18 protein-coding genes and 1 pseudogene are annotated in these 16,627 nt (G+C 65.5%); 10 read left to right on the top strand and 9 right to left on the bottom strand.

Features of this window, described 5'->3' with window-relative positions; genetic code table 11:
• Positions 1 to 87: 87 nt before the first annotated feature.
• The 5 genes and pseudogenes from ACVIHF_RS12925 to ACVIHF_RS12905 all read right to left on the bottom strand — a co-directional run bounded on the left by ACVIHF_RS12925 (position 88) and on the right by ACVIHF_RS12905 (position 4,453).
• Positions 88 to 327, bottom strand: coding sequence for an acyl carrier protein (locus tag ACVIHF_RS12925; RefSeq protein WP_002716125.1), 240 nt, complete (start codon positions 325 to 327; stop codon positions 88 to 90).
• Between the two features lie 289 nt (positions 328 to 616).
• Positions 617 to 1,354, bottom strand: a complete 738-nt coding sequence (fabG, locus tag ACVIHF_RS12920; protein ID WP_076831958.1) for a 3-oxoacyl-[acyl-carrier-protein] reductase — start codon at positions 1,352 to 1,354, stop codon at positions 617 to 619.
• A gap of 21 nt (positions 1,355 to 1,375) precedes the next feature.
• Positions 1,376 to 2,329, bottom strand: a complete 954-nt coding sequence (gene fabD / locus ACVIHF_RS12915; RefSeq protein WP_456780661.1) for an ACP S-malonyltransferase — start codon at positions 2,327 to 2,329, stop codon at positions 1,376 to 1,378.
• Positions 2,330 to 2,712: 383 nt separating this feature from the next.
• Positions 2,713 to 3,738 (bottom strand): fatty acid desaturase family protein, encoded by a 1,026-nt coding sequence (locus ACVIHF_RS12910; protein WP_456780662.1) that lies wholly within the window; start codon positions 3,736 to 3,738, stop codon positions 2,713 to 2,715.
• Positions 3,735 to 4,453 (bottom strand): annotated as a pseudogene (locus ACVIHF_RS12905) (TetR/AcrR family transcriptional regulator C-terminal domain-containing protein). The gene ACVIHF_RS12910 and the pseudogene ACVIHF_RS12905 overlap by 4 nt, the downstream one beginning before the upstream one ends.
• Positions 4,454 to 4,791: 338 nt before the next feature.
• Between ACVIHF_RS12905 and rpsF the strand changes: the two are divergent.
• The 4 genes from rpsF to rplI all read left to right on the top strand — a co-directional run bounded on the left by rpsF (position 4,792) and on the right by rplI (position 7,251).
• Complete coding sequence (gene rpsF, locus ACVIHF_RS12900) at positions 4,792 to 5,256, top strand: 30S ribosomal protein S6 (RefSeq protein WP_029083529.1); 465 nt, start codon at positions 4,792 to 4,794, stop codon at positions 5,254 to 5,256.
• Positions 5,257 to 5,262: 6 nt separating this feature from the next.
• On the top strand, positions 5,263 to 5,502 hold the full coding sequence (rpsR, locus tag ACVIHF_RS12895; RefSeq protein ID WP_016844287.1) for a 30S ribosomal protein S18: 240 nt from the start codon (positions 5,263 to 5,265) through the stop codon (positions 5,500 to 5,502).
• 126 nt (positions 5,503 to 5,628) lie between these two features.
• Positions 5,629 to 6,597 carry a hypothetical protein gene (locus ACVIHF_RS12890; protein ID WP_456780664.1) on the top strand — a complete coding sequence of 323 codons (969 nt, stop codon included), beginning with the start codon at positions 5,629 to 5,631 and terminating at the stop codon, positions 6,595 to 6,597.
• Between the two features lie 51 nt (positions 6,598 to 6,648).
• Positions 6,649 to 7,251, top strand: coding sequence for a 50S ribosomal protein L9 (gene rplI / locus ACVIHF_RS12885; protein ID WP_168856970.1), 603 nt, complete (start codon positions 6,649 to 6,651; stop codon positions 7,249 to 7,251).
• Positions 7,252 to 7,300: 49 nt separating this feature from the next.
• Here the strand turns inward: rplI and ACVIHF_RS12880 are convergent, their stop codons facing one another.
• From ACVIHF_RS12880 to ACVIHF_RS12870, 3 genes are all read right to left on the bottom strand, one after another.
• Positions 7,301 to 7,762 carry a PaaI family thioesterase gene (locus ACVIHF_RS12880; protein WP_456780665.1) on the bottom strand — a complete coding sequence of 154 codons (462 nt, stop codon included), beginning with the start codon at positions 7,760 to 7,762 and terminating at the stop codon, positions 7,301 to 7,303.
• Complete coding sequence (locus ACVIHF_RS12875; protein ID WP_456780666.1) at positions 7,759 to 8,364, bottom strand: TetR/AcrR family transcriptional regulator; 606 nt, start codon at positions 8,362 to 8,364, stop codon at positions 7,759 to 7,761. Before ACVIHF_RS12875 ends, ACVIHF_RS12880 begins: the two co-directional genes overlap by 4 nt.
• Positions 8,365 to 8,453: 89 nt before the next feature.
• Positions 8,454 to 9,413, bottom strand: coding sequence for a hypothetical protein (locus ACVIHF_RS12870; RefSeq protein WP_253608923.1), 960 nt, complete (start codon positions 9,411 to 9,413; stop codon positions 8,454 to 8,456).
• A 258-nt stretch (positions 9,414 to 9,671) separates the two neighbouring features.
• Between ACVIHF_RS12870 and ACVIHF_RS12865 the strand changes: the two genes are divergently transcribed.
• Complete coding sequence (locus ACVIHF_RS12865; protein ID WP_456780667.1) at positions 9,672 to 10,925, top strand: class I SAM-dependent methyltransferase; 1,254 nt, start codon at positions 9,672 to 9,674, stop codon at positions 10,923 to 10,925.
• 20 nt (positions 10,926 to 10,945) lie between these two features.
• Here the strand turns inward: ACVIHF_RS12865 and ACVIHF_RS12860 are convergent, their stop codons facing one another.
• Positions 10,946 to 11,116 (bottom strand): hypothetical protein, encoded by a 171-nt coding sequence (locus ACVIHF_RS12860; RefSeq protein WP_194295401.1) that lies wholly within the window; start codon positions 11,114 to 11,116, stop codon positions 10,946 to 10,948.
• Positions 11,117 to 11,300: 184 nt separating this feature from the next.
• Between ACVIHF_RS12860 and ACVIHF_RS12855 the strand changes: the two genes are divergently transcribed.
• The 5 genes from ACVIHF_RS12855 to ACVIHF_RS12835 all read left to right on the top strand — a co-directional run bounded on the left by ACVIHF_RS12855 (position 11,301) and on the right by ACVIHF_RS12835 (position 16,457).
• On the top strand, positions 11,301 to 11,423 hold the full coding sequence (locus tag ACVIHF_RS12855; RefSeq protein ID WP_256520498.1) for a hypothetical protein: 123 nt from the start codon (positions 11,301 to 11,303) through the stop codon (positions 11,421 to 11,423).
• Positions 11,424 to 11,715: 292 nt separating this feature from the next.
• Positions 11,716 to 13,218 carry a replicative DNA helicase gene (locus ACVIHF_RS12850; RefSeq protein WP_057019871.1) on the top strand — a complete coding sequence of 501 codons (1,503 nt, stop codon included), beginning with the start codon at positions 11,716 to 11,718 and terminating at the stop codon, positions 13,216 to 13,218.
• 48 nt (positions 13,219 to 13,266) lie between these two features.
• Complete coding sequence (gene alr / locus ACVIHF_RS12845; protein WP_310879500.1) at positions 13,267 to 14,571, top strand: alanine racemase; 1,305 nt, start codon at positions 13,267 to 13,269, stop codon at positions 14,569 to 14,571.
• Positions 14,572 to 14,601: 30 nt separating this feature from the next.
• Complete coding sequence (locus tag ACVIHF_RS12840) at positions 14,602 to 15,372, top strand: exodeoxyribonuclease III (protein WP_057020052.1); 771 nt, start codon at positions 14,602 to 14,604, stop codon at positions 15,370 to 15,372.
• 359 nt (positions 15,373 to 15,731) lie between these two features.
• Positions 15,732 to 16,457, top strand: a complete 726-nt coding sequence (locus ACVIHF_RS12835) for a sulfite exporter TauE/SafE family protein (protein WP_028335150.1) — start codon at positions 15,732 to 15,734, stop codon at positions 16,455 to 16,457.
• The last annotated feature ends 170 nt before the right edge of the window (positions 16,458 to 16,627 follow it).

Here is a 16,627-nt window from a genome sequence, read left to right as displayed (position 1 = left end):
TCCGGCCAGCAATGCGCGGCTGATAATAAGAAGCCGGGGGACCGCTCGATCACGGTCCGTCCGGCCCCGTCAACTTCGCGATCGGCGTCAGCTCTTCGCGTTCTTCTCGAGAAACTTGGTCGCGTCGCCAACGGTCAGAATCGTCTCCGCCGCGTCGTCGGGAATCTCGCAACCGAATTCTTCTTCGAATGCCATCACGAGCTCGACGGTGTCGAGGCTGTCGGCGCCGAGGTCATCGATGAAGCTCGCGCTATCGACCACCTTCTCGGGTTCGACACCAAGGTGCTCGACCACAATCTTCTTAACCCGCTCGCCAATCTCACTCATCGTTCAACCTCGTTGTTCCATTGGACCCGACCCCAAGACGATACGAGCCATCGTGGTCGTCTCGATTACTCAGTCGCGCATAGTCTTGATTCGGCCCGGTCGTAGCCGATTAAAGCCCCGGCGAACGGCAGGCGTCGCCACGCCAATATACAGGGTTTCAAAATCCTGCAATGGCGTTCTTCGCCCATCCACGGGGGCTTCAGCTACCATACTTCCAAAGCCTTGACTACACGCCTGAACCGGCTCCCGAAAACGGCTTTTCGCCGCATTGCGAGAGCCGGCCAGTAGCTCAAATCATAGCCATCCCGCCGTTGACGTGGATCGTCTGTCCGGTGACGTAGGCGGCCTCGTTCGAGGCCAGATAGACCGCCGCGGCGGCGATGTCCTCGGGCGTTCCGAGCCGCGCCGCAGGAACCTTCGCCAGGATGGATTCGCGCTGCTTGTCGTTGAGCGCATCGGTCATCGGCGTCTTGATGAAACCCGGCGCGATGCAATTGGCGGTCACGCCGCGCTTGGCGTATTCGGCGCCCAGCGTCTTGATCAGGCCGATGATGCCGGCCTTCGACGCAGTGTAGTTGCCCTGCCCCGGATTGCCGGTGACGCCGACGATCGAGGTGATCGCGATGATGCGGCCGAAGCGCTTGCGCATCATCAGCTTGGTCGCGGCGCGCGCCAGGCGGAACGTCGCGGTCAGGTTGACCGCGATCACGTCGTCCCAATCCTCGTCGCGCAGCTGCACGAACAGGTTGTCGCGGGTGATGCCGGCATTGGCGATCAGGATGTCGACCTGCCCCATCGCAGCTTCCGCTGCCGGCACCAGCGCCTCGACATCATCCTTGCTGGAGAGATTGCACGGCAGGACGTGCACGCGCTCGCCGAGCTTGGCCGCGAAGCCGTCCAGCACCTCGCGCCGCGTCCCCGAGATCGCTACCGTCGCGCCCTGCGCATGCAGCGCCTGCGCGATCGCGCCGCCGATGCCGCCGGTTGCGCCCGTGACGAGCGCCGTCTTGCCAGTCAGATCAAACATCGAATTCTCCTTCCGGCTGCTTCAAGCCGAAGCTGCGAGCGCGTCCTTGGCCGCAGCGATATCGTTCGGACCGCCGACGGACACGCCGACCGCGCCGTCGGCAATGCGCTTGACGAGGCCGCTCAGCACCTTGCCGGCGCCGATCTCGAAGAACCGCGTCACGCCCTGCCCTGCCATATAGGCAACCGACTCGCGCCAGCGCACGGTGCCCGTGACCTGCTCGATCAGGCGGCGGCGGATCTCGTCGGGATCGGTGATGGCGGAGGCCAGCACGTTGGAGACCAGCGGCGCCGCGGGCGCCTTGATGGTCACCCCCGACAGCGCCTCTGCCATCGCATCGGCCGCCGGCTGCATCAGCTTGCAATGGAACGGCGCAGACACCGGCAGCAGCATGGCGCGCTTGGCGCCCTTGGTCTTGGCGATTTCGACCGCGCGATCGACGGCGGCCTTGTCGCCGGAGACCACCACCTGGCCGCCGCCATTGTCGTTGGCGGCCTGGCAGACTTGTCCCTGCGCCGCCTCGTTGGCGACCGCCACGGCGGTTTCGTAATCGAGACCGAGCAGTGCGGCCATCGCGCCGACGCTGACCGGCACCGCCTTCTGCATCGCGAGCCCGCGGGTGCGGAGCAGCCGCGCGGTGTCGCTGACGGAGAGGCTTCCGGCGGCGGCCAGCGCCGAATACTCGCCGAGCGAGTGCCCGGCAACAAAGGCCGCGTTGCGGCCGACCGAAAAGCCGGCTTCGCTCTCGAGCACGCGCAATGTGGCGATCGACACCGCCATCAGGGCGGGCTGGGCATTTTCGGTGAGTTGCAATGTCTCGCCGGGGCCATCCCAGATGATCGCGGTCAGCTTCTCGCCCAGCGCGGAATCGACCTCGTCGAACACCGCCCTGGCCGCCGGAAAGGCGTCGGCCAGGGCCTTGCCCATGCCAACCGCCTGCGAGCCCTGCCCGGGAAACGTAAATGCTGCCGTCATCGGCGATCCCTACCTTGTTGAGCGTGATCTCCGCGCAGGCGCTTTACGCCTGCCGCAGGGGAAACGGTATCCGCGCCGCGCAAAACGCGCCACAGCGGGTCCGGGCCAATCCCTTGCAACCAAGCCTTGCAACCGGCCCCGGACCCGGCCGTAAGACACTGACGGAGGCGGTGCTGTCAAGCCGCGCCGGAGGAACCCTGGGAATGCCGGTCCGGCTCCGGGCTAGTGTCCCGAATCCGAAGTTCGCATCATTTGCCGCACCTTCGGAGCGAACTTCGGATTCGATAAGGACACTAGCAAACTTATGATTCTAGTGTGCTTTATGAATGCGAAGTTCGTGAAAGTGGCTGCCGCGAAATCGCACGAACTTCGCATTCAGCACACTAGAACCCGCCGGCATTCTGGTCGGCGTTAACCTCGGCGCCGGCCCTCGCCCGGCGTGCGCTGTTGACCAGCTGCCCCGGACGATCCTCGCTGGCGGGCCTGGCGGTCGCCAGCCGCAGCACCGCGGCGTAGCCCGGCTGCACCTCCATCCGATCCGCATAGCGGCTTTCGCTCAGGATGCGGTGGACGCGCGGCAGGTTGTAGCAGGGCACGTAGAACAGCAAATGATGCTCGAGGTGATAGTTCACGTAGTACGGCGCGATGAAGAGACGCTCGAGGACGTTGGCCCGCGTGGTGCGGGTGTTGCGCAGGGGATCGGAGCTGTCGGGCACGACGGCGTGTTCGGCAATGTTGCGGATGCGCGTGATCACCATCATCCAGGTCAGCAGCGGCACCAGCCACAACAGCGGATAGGCCCACCACACGCCGGCGGCGGCAAGGCCCGCGAACAGCAGCGCGTTGGTGACGCATTGCTGCCCGAGCTTCTGCCAGAAGTTGGCGGCGCGCCGCGACAACGGCCACTCCTTCGGCCCGATCGCATTGAGCAATTGCGCCTTGCGCTGCTGGTAGCCGGTCTGCCCGGTGATGTCGCGGAAGAACTTTCGGCGGTAGCTCAGCTTCGTGATCGGAAACGGCGCCGACAGCACGAGATCGGGATCATCCTCCTGCTGCGTCCGCGCATGATGCTGCAGATGATAGCGGCGATAGCCGCGGGTCTCCGCGAAGATCGGATAGGCGCAGAACCACTGGCTCAGCGTCAGGTTGGTCCTCTCGTCCGCCGACAGACAGCCGTGCGCCCCGTCATGCATCAGGATCGCAAGCCCGAGCTGGCGCGAGCCGATGATCGCAACGGCGAGCAGATAGGTCAGCGGATTGGGCCACCACGCGACCAGCGCGATCGCGCCCAGGATCAGCGCCCAGGCGTGCACGATCAGGGCCGCGCCCTTCCACGTCGTGCGCTCGCGCACAGCAACCAATTCGTCCTCGGTGAGGAAATCGCGGGCTCGCATGCGAAGCGCGGTCATGTGCTTGTCTCCCCGTCCGTTGAGGATGAAGTGCTGTGATCGCCGACCAGGCGCAGCCGCGTCCCGTCATTAGCCGACGTCGAAGTTGATGTCGCCTGCTCGCCGAGCGCGCGCAGCAATTCGCGGCACATCTCGTCGGCAGCGCGGCCCATGGCGAAACCTTCGACGATCACGCCGATCGCGATCGCCCAGAACCGCCGCGAGCTCTCCTCGGGCGCGCGCAGCGAACGCCAGCCGTGCCGCTCGACCTGGCCCGCATAGGCGCGCGCGCCCTCGCTGTGCAGCCGTTCGATGGTGCGCTCGACGAGGGGTGCGAGGTCCTGCCGGCGCCGCGTGAGGGTCAAGGCCTCCGCGAAAAAGGCGACCGTGTCGGTCGCGGTCACGGTCTCGGCCAAAGCGTGGGTGTAGTCCCGCGGGGTGTGCGCATTCAGGGCGGCCTGCTCGGTCGCGCGCGCGAGATAGAGCATGTCGCGGCTGGCGGCTTCGACGAACAGCGCTTCCTTGGTGCGGAAGTAATAGGTGATCTGGCTCGGAAAGGCGTCCGCGGCCGCGGCGATATCGGAGATCGATGTGCCCGAGAGCCCGCGTCCTCCTTGAACAGGCGGCTGGCGGCATCGAGCAGCAGCGAGCGCATCTTGCGCCCCGCCGACCGCGTCGCGCGGACCGCGTGCTTCGGATCGGGCGCAGACATGCCGCTGGCGGTCTCCGAACCCATATCTCGTCCTCCCAAAGATATTTGTATGACATACAAACAAAGAAATCAACGGGAAAACGCCTGAGGTTGTGTCAAACGGGCTGGAGGGTTACGACGCCTCGCACATCCGGGGGCCGAGAACCCTTGCTTTCGCGGCCAAAATCCGTATAAGCGCGCCATTCGTGGGCTCCGGCCGGGAGCTGAACGGACGGTCTCAGCAAACTCACCCGTTGATTTTGATGTGGCAGGGCCAGTCGGCCCGTCGTCCCGTGCTCCCGCCTTCTGAGCAGCTCGAGTCCTTTCCGAAGGTCTCGAAGGGCTTGTCGCCGGAAACCGCGCCAACACAGGAAAGGACAACCATGCCTCTTTACGAGCATGTTTTTCTCGCGCGCCAGGATGCGAGCACCCAGCAGGTGGATGAACTGACGGCCCAGATGACGGGGATCGTCGAACAGGGCGGCGGCAAGGTCACCAAGACCGAGAGCTGGGGCGTGCGTTCCCTCACCTACCGCATGAACAAGAACCGCAAGGCGCATTTCGTGCTGATGAACATCGACGCACCGTCGGCTGTCGTCACCGAGATCGAGCGCCAGGAGCGGATCAACGAAGACGTCATCCGTTACCTCACGGTGCGCGTTGAAGAGCACGAGGAAGGCCCGTCCGCGATGATGCGCAAGGCCGACCGCGATCGCGAGCGCGATGACCGTGGTGGTGGCTTCCGTGGCGACCGCGAAGGCGGCTTCCGTGGCGACCGCGAGGGTGGTTTCCGTGGCGACCGTGGCCCGCGCCGTCCGCGTGAAGAAGAAGCTGCGACCGAGGAGTAATGAATCATGGCTGATGCTGGTGCCCGCCGTCCGTTTTTCCGCCGTCGCAAGTCCTGCCCGTTCACGGGCGCGAATGCGCCGAAGATCGACTACAAGGATTCCAAGCTGCTGATGCGTTACGTCTCCGAGCGCGGCAAGATCGTGCCGAGCCGCATCACGGCCGTGTCCGCCAAGAAGCAGCGTGAGCTCGCCCGCGCCATCAAGCGCGCGCGCTTCCTCGGCTTGCTGCCTTACGTGATCAGGTAATCGTTTCCGGCCGGCGGCATACGTCGCCGGCCGCTCATTCTCATAAGGCTTCCGGGTCGTCCGGTCGCCGATGGTTGGGGTTCTCGAAGCAGGACCCCTAACCGCTCAAAGGGGGCGGGACAGCTGATGATCGGGATACTCATTGTTGCACTTGCCGCCGGCGCCGCGTCGGCGCTGATGTTCGCCTCGATCAGTTCGGGCGCGCTGATCTCGATATTGCTGTTCTATCTCGCATCGCTGCCGATCATGGTGGCGGCGCTCGGCTGGGGTCCCCTCACCGCCGCTATTGGTGGAGTGGGTGCGGCATCCGTGCTCGGCACGATCTTCGGCCTTCCCTACAGCATCGCGTTTGCCATGATGGTCGCCGTACCCGGCTGGTGGCTCGGCCACCTCGCCCTGCTCGGACGGCCGATCGCAGGCGCAGCCGGCGACAGCGCCAAGCAGCAGCCGCCTGCACTTGAATGGTACCCCGTCGGCCGCATCCTGCTCTGGATTGCAGCCTTCGCCATCATCATCACGACCGTCGCACTGCTCACGCTCGGCACCGATACTGACACGATCACCGGCACGCTGCGGCGTGGCCTGCTCAAGATGCTCAGCGCCGGCGAAGCCCAGCCCAGCGGTGACATCGAACGGCTGGTCGACGCGTTGGTGATCTTCGCGCCGCTCGCGGCAACGGTCATCTCCATGGTGACGCTGACGCTGAACCTTTGGCTCGCCGGCAAGATCACGCAAACCTCGGGGCGGTTGAATCGGCCGTGGCCGGATTTCCGCACCACGGCGCTTCCCGCCGTGACGTTGGTCGCGCTGCTGGCGGCGGTCGCCGTCAGCTTCATCGGCGGCATGCTTGCGCTGCTGGCGCAGATCGTCACCGCGGCACTCGTAATCGCCTATGCGCTCGTCGGCTTCGCCGTTCTGCACACCTTGACGCTGTCGCTCACCAATCGCGGCTTCTGGCTCGGTGGCATCTATGCGGTCGTCGTCATGTTCGGCTGGCCGATCGTGGCGATGTTCGCGCTCGGCATCGCCGACGCCGTGTTCGGGCTGCGCCAGCGCTATCTGCAGACAAGACCGCCGCCTTTGCCCGCGGCTTGAGATTCGATCCAACCACTTAAACCCGTACTTTGCATCTAAAGGAGAACGAAAATGGAAGTCATTCTGCTCGAACGCGTCGCCAAGCTTGGCCAGATGGGCGAAGTCGTGCGCGTCAAGGACGGGTTCGCCCGCAACTTCTTGCTGAAGCGCGGCAAGGCGTTGCGCGCCACCGAGGCGAACCGCGCCAAGTATGACGGCATGAAGGCCGAGCTCGAGGCCAACAACATCCAGGCCAAGGGCGAAGCCGCCAAGGTCGCCGAGAAGATCGACGGCCGCGACATCGTCATCATCCGCCAGGCCTCCGAATCCGGCCAGCTGTTCGGCTCGGTGACGGTGCGCGACATCGTCGCCGCGCTGGCTGCCGACGGCGTGACGGTGTCGCGCCCGCAGGTCTGGCTCGACTCGCCGATCAAGGTAATCGGCGCGCAGAAGGTGACGATCGCCGTCCACCCCGAGGTCGAGACCAGCGTCACCGTGACGGTCGCCCGCTCCGCCGAAGAGGCCGAGCGGATCAAGCGCGGCGAGGACATCTCGACCCGCCAGGAAGACCAGGACGCTGCCGCCGAGGCGCTCGCCGCCGCCGGCGAATTCTTCGATCCGGAAGCCCAGCAGGACGAGGAAGCCGCGCCGGCTCCGGCCGCCGAAGAGAAGTAAGCTTCTCTCCATCGTCCAACCGACTAAACGCTACGAAGCCCGGCCTCGATCAGGCCGGGCTTTGGATTCGTGCCGCCGCCTTGTCGTCGAGCATGGCGATCGACGCCAATGCGGTCGCGGTGTGCTTCTCCTTGCCGTCGATGACGCAGAACACGTCGGCTGCAACGACGGCGACCTGACGTCCCGGCTTGATCACGCGCGCCCGGCAGATCAGACGATCGCCCGAGGCCGGCGACAGCAGGTTCAGCTTGTATTCCGCCGTCAGCGCCGGCTGGCCGCGCGACGTCGCCGCTGCGATCGTGGTGGCGTTGTCGACCAGAAACGCCGTCACTCCGCCGTGAAACAGGCCATGCTGCTGCAACAGCTCCGGCCGGCGGTCGACCGCGAGCGTGCAGGTGCCGCGCGACAGCTCGGCTACCTCGGCACCGACAAGACCCATGAAGCCCTGCCGGCCGACATTGTCGCGAATTCGCGTCGCGATCGGTGCAAAGTCCGAATCGGTCTCGCTCATGAAGTCTCTCCTGTTCGTTCTGGCGCACCCGGCGCCACCACCGCGCGGACCGCGCAGGCGATCAGCGTCTCGACCTGTTCGCGCGGATCGCCGGTATGGCGGCCCGATAGCCAGGCGCGGCAGAAGATCTGCGCCGGCCCGACGATCTGGCTGAAGAACAGCACGGCGCTCATCGGCAGCAATTCGCCGCGCGCGAGCAGTGGCGCGCGCCAGCGCTCGATGCCATCGGTGAGCCGCGAATTCTCGCTGCGCTGCGCGCCGCGCACCTCCTCGACCCACTCGCTGCGCGAAATCTCGAACAGGAAGCGCGCCTCGCGCCGGTTGCTCACGACCCAATCGAGATGGGCGTGGATCAGCCGCTCAACGCCCTCGCCCGCCCCGCAGCTGGCGTCGACCGAGCTGATGATGGCGGCGTGATAGGCCTGCAGGATTTCCAGGAACAGGGTGCCGGCGAGCGCCTTCTTCGAGGTGAAGAAGTGGAAGAAGCTGCCGTTGGACGCGCGGGCGCGGGAGCGAATCTCGGCCACCGTCGCGCCCTCAAATCCGTCGCGGTCGAACACCTCCAGTCCCGCTGCCAGCAGATCTTCGCGCGCCGTGCTCAAGTCGTCCTCCTGACTAGATTAACACTCTAGAGCACTGCTCTAATGATGGTCAAACAAATACGCCGGACCTTGCGGCCCGGCGTTGGCGATTACTTCGAGGTCGGAGCTTCCGGCGGGCCGGAGCCTGGCGTCGTGGGCGGTGGCGGCGGCGGCGCCGTCGCAGTCACCGGCGGCGCGGCTGGCGCCGGAGCGGGAGATGCGGCTGCTGCCGGCTCGGACGCCGCAGGCGCAGCCGCGGCAGGCGCCGGTGTGACCTGCGGAACCGGATCGGATCGCACGGCAGCCGGCTCGCCGCCGCCATTGCTCTTGGGCGCGTCGACCTTTGCCGTGTCGGGCTCGGCGGCAGGCTTCGCCGGCTTCTCGGCTTCACCCTTGTCATCATGCCGGGTGGATGTCTTGGGGTCTGTCTTGGGCTCGTCGCTGGTCGCCGCGCCCTTGGGCGTCTCCTCGGACTTCGGCTCCTCGACGGGCTTGCCGCGACGGCCGTGCTTCTGACGCGACGGCTTGCCCTCGCCCAAGGCCTGCGGCGTCTGGCCGTCATCCGGCTTCGCGCCTTCCGGCGTCTCGCTCGGGCGGGCCATCCGCTTGCCGCGGTGAGCTGGACGTCCTTCGGGATTCAAGCCATCGCCATCGGGTTTGGCCCCTTCCTGCGGCGCGGCATCCTGGTGCCGTCGGCGGGCCGGACGCTCGGACGGCTGCTCCGGGGACTGGTTCGCCTCCTGCCTGCCTTCCCTACCGCCCTTAGTCCCCTTGGGCTGATCCTTGGCCTGGTAGCGCGGGTCGTTGGCACCATTCGAAATCAGATAGGAGGCAAGCACGCCGGCCATGTCGCTGGACGTCGTGTAGTGCTGGCGCAGGAAGCCCGGCAGCGAACCGGCCGGGACCGATTTCAGCAGGCCGCGCGGGCTCTTGTGGCAAGCTGTGCAGGTGCTTGCGAAGATCTGGGAGGGGCTCTTGCCGGCCTCGAGGTTTTGCGCCTGCGCCGATACGGCTGACAGGCAGCCAATCAGAAGCGCCACCGTCGCCAGACTGAGGGCTCGGCTCAACATTCCTTAAGTCTCCAGATTCCGGAAAAATCGCCGCCAGCGCCTGATGGATCGGCCGCGGCGGTCACCTTTTAGCCGATTATCGCGCGAATGGAAGCGCGCCCATGACGCATCCACGCAATTGTCACATTTTGGAATATCGGCTTTGACCACAACGCTATAGCGCGATCTAATTCCCTGCCTATCTTGAGGTTGGGGACACATTGGAGTGATCAACTCCGGTGGTGTCGGTGTGCAGCTTGCCGTTCCGTTGGTGTTTCGATGGACCGATTGTTGCGATACTTCTTGGGGCGCTTCATCCGCCGCGGTTCGATCACGTTCACGACCGCGAGCGGCGCTCAGTTCACCTGCGGTGACGGCACGGGCGTACCGGTTGCCGTGCGCTTCATGACGCGAGGGGCTGAACTCCGCGTGCTGGTCGATCCCGAGCTTTATCTCGGCGAAGCCTTCATGGACGGCACGTTCGTGGTGGAGCAAGGCACCGTTGCCGACGTGTTGGCGGTGCTTATGGGTCAGGCAGCCATGCTGCCGAACTTTGCCAGGCTGCAGGCCTGGGTACGCTTCCTCGGACGCCGCGCCCAGCAGATCAATGTGCGCGGCCGATCCAGAAGCAATGTCGCCCGTCATTACGATCTCGACGGCCGCCTCTATTCGCTCTTCCTCGACGCGGACAAGCAATACAGCTGCGCCTATTTCGAGACGCCGGACGCGACGCTGGACGATGCCCAGCTCGCCAAGAAGCGTCACCTCGCCGCAAAACTCCTGATCAAGCCCGGGCACCGCATCCTCGACATCGGTTCCGGCTGGGGTGGCCTTGGGCTCTATCTCGCCGAGATGAGCGACGCCGACGTCACCGGCGTCACGCTGTCGACCGAGCAGCTGCAAATTTCCAACGCCCGGGCGGCGGAGCGGAACCTGGCGCAATCGGCGCGCTTCCTGCTGGAGGACTACCGCGACATCCCCGGGCCGTTCGACCGCATCGTCTCGGTCGGCATGTTCGAGCATGTCGGGGTCGCCTACTATGAAACCTTCTTCGCGCGCTGCGCCGAACTGCTCAGCGACGACGGTGTCATGGTGCTGCATTCGATCGGCCGCTCGACCGGCCCCGACGTCACCAGCCCCTGGATCCGCAAATACATCTTCCCCGGCGGCTACATTCCGGCGCTGTCCGAGGTCATGCCGGCGATCGAGAAGGCCGGATTGCTGATCTGCGACATGGAGATCCTGCGCCTGCACTATGCCGAGACGCTGAAGGCATGGCGCGAGCGCTTCATGGCGCGGCGCGAGGAGGCCGTGCGGCTCTACGACGAGACCTTTGCCCGGATGTGGGAATTCTACCTGGCTGCCTCGGAGATGTCGTTCCGCGTGCAGAACATGATGAACTTCCAGCTCCAGCTCACCAAGCGCCAGGGCATCGTCCCGATAACCCGCGACTATATCGGCGGCGAAGAAGCCCGCCTGCGGCTGAAGGAGGCCGGCGCGGCCAAGCCCCGGCTGCAACTGGCCGGCGAATAGGTCTGAAGGAACGGGTGCGGCTAGTTGCGCAGGCTGTAGGCCGACCCGCAATGGCCAAAGGTCGGCGCCGGACGCGCAAGATGGGCCGCGGCGGCCGAAATCAAGCTGGCATCGCAGGGAACATTGCGGACCTCGGGACGCGCCGCCTGCTCCATGGCATCGACAAGCGCCGCCAGCCAGCGGCGATCCATGCCATCTGCCCGGCCAAGCCTTGATCGCGCTGTCTGAAACTCTCGAGCCATCGCCGCCGTATCTTGCCTGAGCGTAGACAACCTGGAATCCGCCGGGTCGTTCCCGCGAACCTGCCGCAAAAAAAGTGCGGCGCATGTGATCTGCTTCACAGAGGTCTGTCCCGGACTGTCGTAGTGGTCCGGAATGACCCGAGAAACACACCAGACGATGTTGGACCCGCAGCGCGATATCGCGACTGACTACGCCCTGATCGCCACTGGCGTGGTGGCCGCCTTGATCGCGCTGGCCTTCCTCATCCTGGTCTGAGAAATCGACGCCAACAGCCGCCTCGCCTCTCCATGGGTCCGCTCGCCTGGCAAAAGGTTCAGGCGGCGTCCAATTTTTGCCAACGACCGTGCTGATCGGCCGGCTCCCGCCCGGTTTCGGACAAAACCCCAGTCAAGCGGAATGCATCCGGCTGTTTCGGATTCACACCTCGCGTTGTGTGAATCGTGCATAAGAAACATCCGTCCTTTCGCTTCGTGCCGGGCTGGCGCTTCATCGCCGCCCCACAGCCGAAAATCTCAGTAACGACGAAATCAGAAGAATAAGCTCGTCCATGGCCTTGATTGATTCGAACGTCCACAAGCTCGCGCCCGACGCCGCATCCCCGGCCTACCGAAGTGCGCCGCACAACATCGAAGCGGAACAGGGCCTGCTGGGCGCGATCCTGGTCAATAACGACGCCTTCTACCGGGTCTCCGATTTCCTGGAGCCGAAGCACTTCTTCGAAACCATCCATCAGCAAATCTATGAGACCGCCGGAAGCCTGATCCGGATGGGCAAGGTCGCGAACCCCGTGACCCTGAAGACGTTCTTGCCGGCCGAGCTCGACATCGGCGGCATGACGGTCGGCCAGTACCTCGCCCGGCTTGCCGCCGAAGCGACCACCATCATCAACGCGCAGGACTACGGACGCACCGTTTACGATCTCAGCCTGCGCCGCAACCTGATCCAGATCGGCGAGGACATCGTCAACGTCGCCTACGACGCGCCGGTCGACTTCGCGCCGCGCGCCCAGATCGAGGACGCCGAGCGGCAGCTCTACGGCCTTGCTGAAACCGGCCGCTATGATGGCGGCTTCCAGCGCTTCGCACAGGCACTGACGATCGCCGTCGACATGGCGGCGAAGGCGTTCCAGCGCGACGGCAAGCTGTCGGGCATCTCGACCGGTCTGCGCGACCTCGACGCCAAGATGGGCGGCCTGCAGCCGTCCGACCTCATCATCCTCGCCGGCCGTCCCGGCATGGGCAAGACATCGCTCGCCACCAACATCGCCTACAACATCGCCAAAGCCTATGTGCCCGAAGTCCAGGCGGACGGCACCACCAAGGCAGTCAATGGCGGCTGTGTCGGCTTCTTCTCCTGCGAAATGAGCGGCGAACAGCTCGCCACCCGTATTCTCGCCGAGCGCACCGGCATTCCCTCGAGCTCGATCCGTCGCGGCGGCATCTCCGAGCTCGATTTCGAGAAGATCCGCGACTGTTCGATCGAGCTGCAATCGCTGCCCTTCTACGTCGACGAAACCGGCGGCCTCTCGATCTCGCAGCTCACCGCGCGGGCGCGACGGCTCAAGCGCCAGAAGGGCCTCGACTTGATCGTGATCGACTACATCCAGCTGCTGCAGGGCTCGGGCAAACGCGGCAACGACAACCGCGTGCAGGAAATCACCGAGATCACCACCAACCTGAAGGCACTGGCCAAGGAACTGAACGTTCCGATCATCGCGCTCTCGCAGCTGTCGCGTCAGGTCGAAAACCGCGACGACAAGCGGCCGCAGCTGTCCGACCTGCGTGAATCCGGCTCGATCGAGCAGGACGCCGACGTCGTGATCTTCGTCTATCGCGAGGAATACTACCTCGCCAACAAGGAGCCGCGCGCGGGCACGCCGGAATATGAGAAGTGGCAGATGGACATGGACCTTGCCCACGGCAAGGCCGAAGTCATTATCGGCAAGCAGCGCCACGGCCCGACCGGCACGGTCGATCTGCACTTCGAGGCCAGCGTCACGCGCTTCGGCGACCTCGCACCCGACGGTCAGGTTCCAGATCACGGCCACTGAGATCCGGACTCGGTTGAACGACGCAAGGCACCCGCGTACAACTGAGCCATGAACATCGTGACTGACGCGAAATCGCAGCTGACACCCGAGGCCAGTTTGCTGGCGGCCCACCCGACCGCCAGCGGTATCCTCACCATCGACCTCGACGCCATCATCGCCAACTGGCGCAAGCTCGAGAAGACCGCGGTGCCGGCCGAATGCGCCGCCGTGGTCAAGGCCAATGCCTATGGCTGCGGCGCCGAGCAGGTTTCGCGGGCGCTCGCCAGGGCCGGTTGCAAGACCTTCTTCGTCGCCAGCGTCGAGGAGGCTGCCGCGGTGCGCGCGGCCGCTCCCGAGGCGACGGTGTATTCGCTCGGCGGCTTCTTCCAGAACACCGGCGACGCCTACGCCAGGATCGACTGCAAGCCGGTGATCGGCGATCTCAACGAGCTCGCCGAATGGGACGTGTTCTGCCGCCGCTCCGGCTGGTCCGGCGGCGCCGGCATCCATATCGACACCGGCATGAACCGGCTGGGGCTCACGGTCAGCGAGGCGCAGGGCATCATCCCGCGGATCAATGCCGGCGACCACGGCATCACGCTGGTCATGAGCCACCTCGCCTCCGCCGAATTGCTCAACAATCCCGCCAACGCCAAGCAGCTTGCGAGCTTCCGCGAGATCGCGAGCCTGTTCACCGGCGTGCCGGCCTCGCTGGCGAATTCTTCCGGCGTGTTTCTCGGCGCGCAATTCCAGTTCGAGATGGTGCGGCCGGGCTGCGCGCTCTATGGCGTCAATCCGACGCCGGAGGCCGACAACCCGATGCAGCAGGTGGTCGATCTCAAGGCGCGCATCGTGCAGATCCGCAACATCGACCGCGGCGAGACCGTCGGCTATGGCGGCACCTGGACCGCGCGCCGGCCGACCCGGCTTGCGATCGTCGCCGCCGGCTATGCCGACGGCTATTTCCGCGCCGCCAGCGCCAATGACGGCACCCGCGGCGCCGAGGTCGTGGTCGCCGGCAAGCGCTGCCCGATCGCCGGCCGCGTCTCGATGGACCTGATCGCGGTCGATGTCACCGACCTCGACAAGAATGCCGTGCGGCGCGGCCACATGGTGACGCTGATCGGCGAAGGCATCACGGTCGACGAGGTCGCGCATCATTTCGGCACCATCGGCTACGAGGTGCTGACCAGCCTCGGCCGCCGCTTCGTGCGCATCTACAAGGGCGGCGATGCCGTCGCCGCGAGAAGCGACGCGGTCGCCGAGACGAGCGAGCCGGCTGCCACGCCCGCAGCACCGCCAGCCTTGCCAACAGCAGCGCCCGCTGCGCCGCCGCCACTGCCGGCCGCCGAGCCAACAGCGACGTCCACCTGACATGATCAAGGTTCGCGATTGCCGGTGCGCATGAAGATCGCGACCTTCAACATCAACAACGTCAACCGCCGCCTGCCCAACCTGTTGCGCTGGCTGAAATCGGCCAGGCCCGACATCGTCAGTCTGCAGGAGCTGAAGGCCAGCGACGCCGAGTTTCCCGCGGCCGCGATCGAGCAGGCCGGCTACGGCGCGGTGTGGCAGGGACAGAAGACCTGGAACGGCGTCGCCATCCTCGCGCGCAAGGCCGAGCCGGTGCTGATCCGCACCGCCCTGCCCGGCGATGCCGGCGATCACGAAGCGCGCTACATCGAGGCCGCGGTGCGCGGCATCGTCGTCACCAGCCTCTATCTGCCGAACGGCAATCCGCAGCCCGGGCCGAAATTCGATTACAAGCTCGCCTGGTTCAAGCGGCTGCGCGCCCATGCCGCCAAGCTGCTCAAGCAGGACGTCCCGGTGGTGCTCGCCGGCGACTACAATGTCGCGCCGACGCCGTTCGACATCTACCCAACGCGGTCCTGGGACAAGGATGCGCTGATCCAGCCGAAGAGCCGCGCCGCCTTCAAGGCGCTGGTCGATCAGGGCTGGTGCGATGCGATCCGCGCCCTGCATCCGGACGCGCCGATGTTCACCTTCTGGGACTACAAGCGCCAGCGCTGGCCACGCGATGCAGGCCTGCGGCTCGATCATCTCCTGCTCAGCCCCGCAGTGGCGCCGCGGCTCGTGAAAGCCGGCGTCGACCGCGCCATCCGCGGCGAGGACGGCGCCAGCGATCACGCGCCGGCGTGGGTGGTGTTGAGGTGACGGGTTTGCGTGTCGCGCTCGCGCCACAATCACTCTGTCGTCCCTGCGAAAGCAGGGACCCATACTCCGCGGCCGATGTTGTGAACGGGACTTGTCGTTCCGGCGGCGCGCAATAATCCGCATTCGTGGTTATGGGTCCCTGCTTTCGCAGGGTCGACAACAAATGTGTTGCGCGGTCTATGAGTCATACCTCCGCATTCTCGCGACATGATTTGTCCAAGTCTTGCTGCGCTGCGCACGATGGCGTGTCGATGGTTCGGCGGCGCCCTTGCGCCGTCTCGAGCCATGAGGTCACACTGAGCCCCTCTCCCGGGGCACGCATTCAGCATGGCTCGGGATCACCTCACCGGAGCGCGCAGGTGGGCTTCCTCTTCGTCCTCATCGTCGGCCTAGTCGCCGGCACCATTTCCGGCATCGTCGGCACCGGCTCGTCGATCATGCTGATGCCGGTGCTGGTCTATCAGTACGGGCCGAAGCAGGCGGTACCGATCATGGCCGTCGCCGCCGTGATGGCCAATCTGTCGCGCATCCTCGCCTGGTGGCGCGAGGTCGACTGGCGTGCCTGCATCGCCTACTCGATCACGGGCATCCCGGCCGCCGCGCTCGGCGCGCGCACCCTGCTCGCGCTGCCCTCGCATGCGGTCGATATAGCGATCGGCGTATTCCTGATCGCGATGGTGCCGGTGCGGCACTGGCTGGCGCGGCACAGGCTGAAGGCCAATCTCTGGCATCTCGCAATCGGCGGTGCGCTCATCGGCTACCTCACCGGCATCGTGGCCTCGACCGGCCCGCTCAGCGTGCCGCTGTTCCTGTTCTACGGTCTCAGCAAGGGCGCGTTCCTCGCCACCGAGGCGGCGAGCTCGCTCGGGCTCTATGTCAGCAAGTCGGTGACGTTCGAGCGCTTCGGCGCGCTGACGCCGGACATCGCGCTGAAGGGCCTGATCGCCGGCGCCTCGCTGATGGCCGGCGCCTTCATCGCCAAGCGCTTCGTGCTGCAGCTGAAGCCGGAGTCGTTCCGCCTGATCATGGACGGCATCATGCTGGCGGCGGGCACGGCGCTATTGTGGTCTGCAATGACGCAGTAAAATTCCGACATCGACCAGGCCCTGGGCAAACGGATTTCACCGTGACGAACACCAACATCCTCCCGATGGTGTCGTAATTCTACGGGGCTTTGCGCATCGGGTGGCGTGTACCCCGAAAGAGTTTTGTTGAGCGCTCACCTTCCGTTGTTATCCGGATTGCCATCGTCCGG

It is taken from the genome of Bradyrhizobium sp. USDA 4506 (assembly GCF_054058795.1).
The sequence above is the reverse complement of the archived record's forward strand: the minus strand, read 5'-3'. Positions and strand labels throughout refer to the sequence as shown.

Bases quoted from the DNA above. Each gene is read 5' to 3' on its own strand.
- ACVIHF_RS12890 (WP_456780664.1), top strand. From the start codon at position 5,629: ATGATCGGGATACTCATTGTTGCACTTGCCGCCGGCGCCGCGTCGGCG.
- rpsR (WP_016844287.1), top strand. From the start codon at position 5,263: ATGGCTGATGCTGGTGCCCGCCGTCCGTTTTTCCGCCGTCGCAAGTCC.
- ACVIHF_RS12850 (WP_057019871.1), top strand. From the start codon at position 11,716: ATGGCCTTGATTGATTCGAACGTCCACAAGCTCGCGCCCGACGCCGCA.
- ACVIHF_RS12910 (WP_456780662.1), bottom strand. From the start codon at position 3,738: ATGACCGCGCTTCGCATGCGAGCCCGCGATTTCCTCACCGAGGACGAA.
- ACVIHF_RS12870 (WP_253608923.1), bottom strand. From the start codon at position 9,413: ATGTTGAGCCGAGCCCTCAGTCTGGCGACGGTGGCGCTTCTGATTGGC.
- rpsF (WP_029083529.1), top strand. From the start codon at position 4,792: ATGCCTCTTTACGAGCATGTTTTTCTCGCGCGCCAGGATGCGAGCACC.
- ACVIHF_RS12865 (WP_456780667.1), top strand. From the start codon at position 9,672: ATGGACCGATTGTTGCGATACTTCTTGGGGCGCTTCATCCGCCGCGGT.
- rplI (WP_168856970.1), top strand. From the start codon at position 6,649: ATGGAAGTCATTCTGCTCGAACGCGTCGCCAAGCTTGGCCAGATGGGC.
- ACVIHF_RS12925 (WP_002716125.1), bottom strand. From the start codon at position 327: ATGAGTGAGATTGGCGAGCGGGTTAAGAAGATTGTGGTCGAGCACCTT.
- ACVIHF_RS12880 (WP_456780665.1), bottom strand. From the start codon at position 7,762: ATGAGCGAGACCGATTCGGACTTTGCACCGATCGCGACGCGAATTCGC.
- ACVIHF_RS12855 (WP_256520498.1), top strand. From the start codon at position 11,301: ATGACCCGAGAAACACACCAGACGATGTTGGACCCGCAGCGCGATATC.
- ACVIHF_RS12840 (WP_057020052.1), top strand. From the start codon at position 14,602: ATGAAGATCGCGACCTTCAACATCAACAACGTCAACCGCCGCCTGCCC.
- fabG (WP_076831958.1), bottom strand. From the start codon at position 1,354: ATGTTTGATCTGACTGGCAAGACGGCGCTCGTCACGGGCGCAACCGGC.
- alr (WP_310879500.1), top strand. From the start codon at position 13,267: ATGAACATCGTGACTGACGCGAAATCGCAGCTGACACCCGAGGCCAGT.
- ACVIHF_RS12860 (WP_194295401.1), bottom strand. From the start codon at position 11,116: ATGGATCGCCGCTGGCTGGCGGCGCTTGTCGATGCCATGGAGCAGGCG.
- fabD (WP_456780661.1), bottom strand. From the start codon at position 2,329: ATGACGGCAGCATTTACGTTTCCCGGGCAGGGCTCGCAGGCGGTTGGC.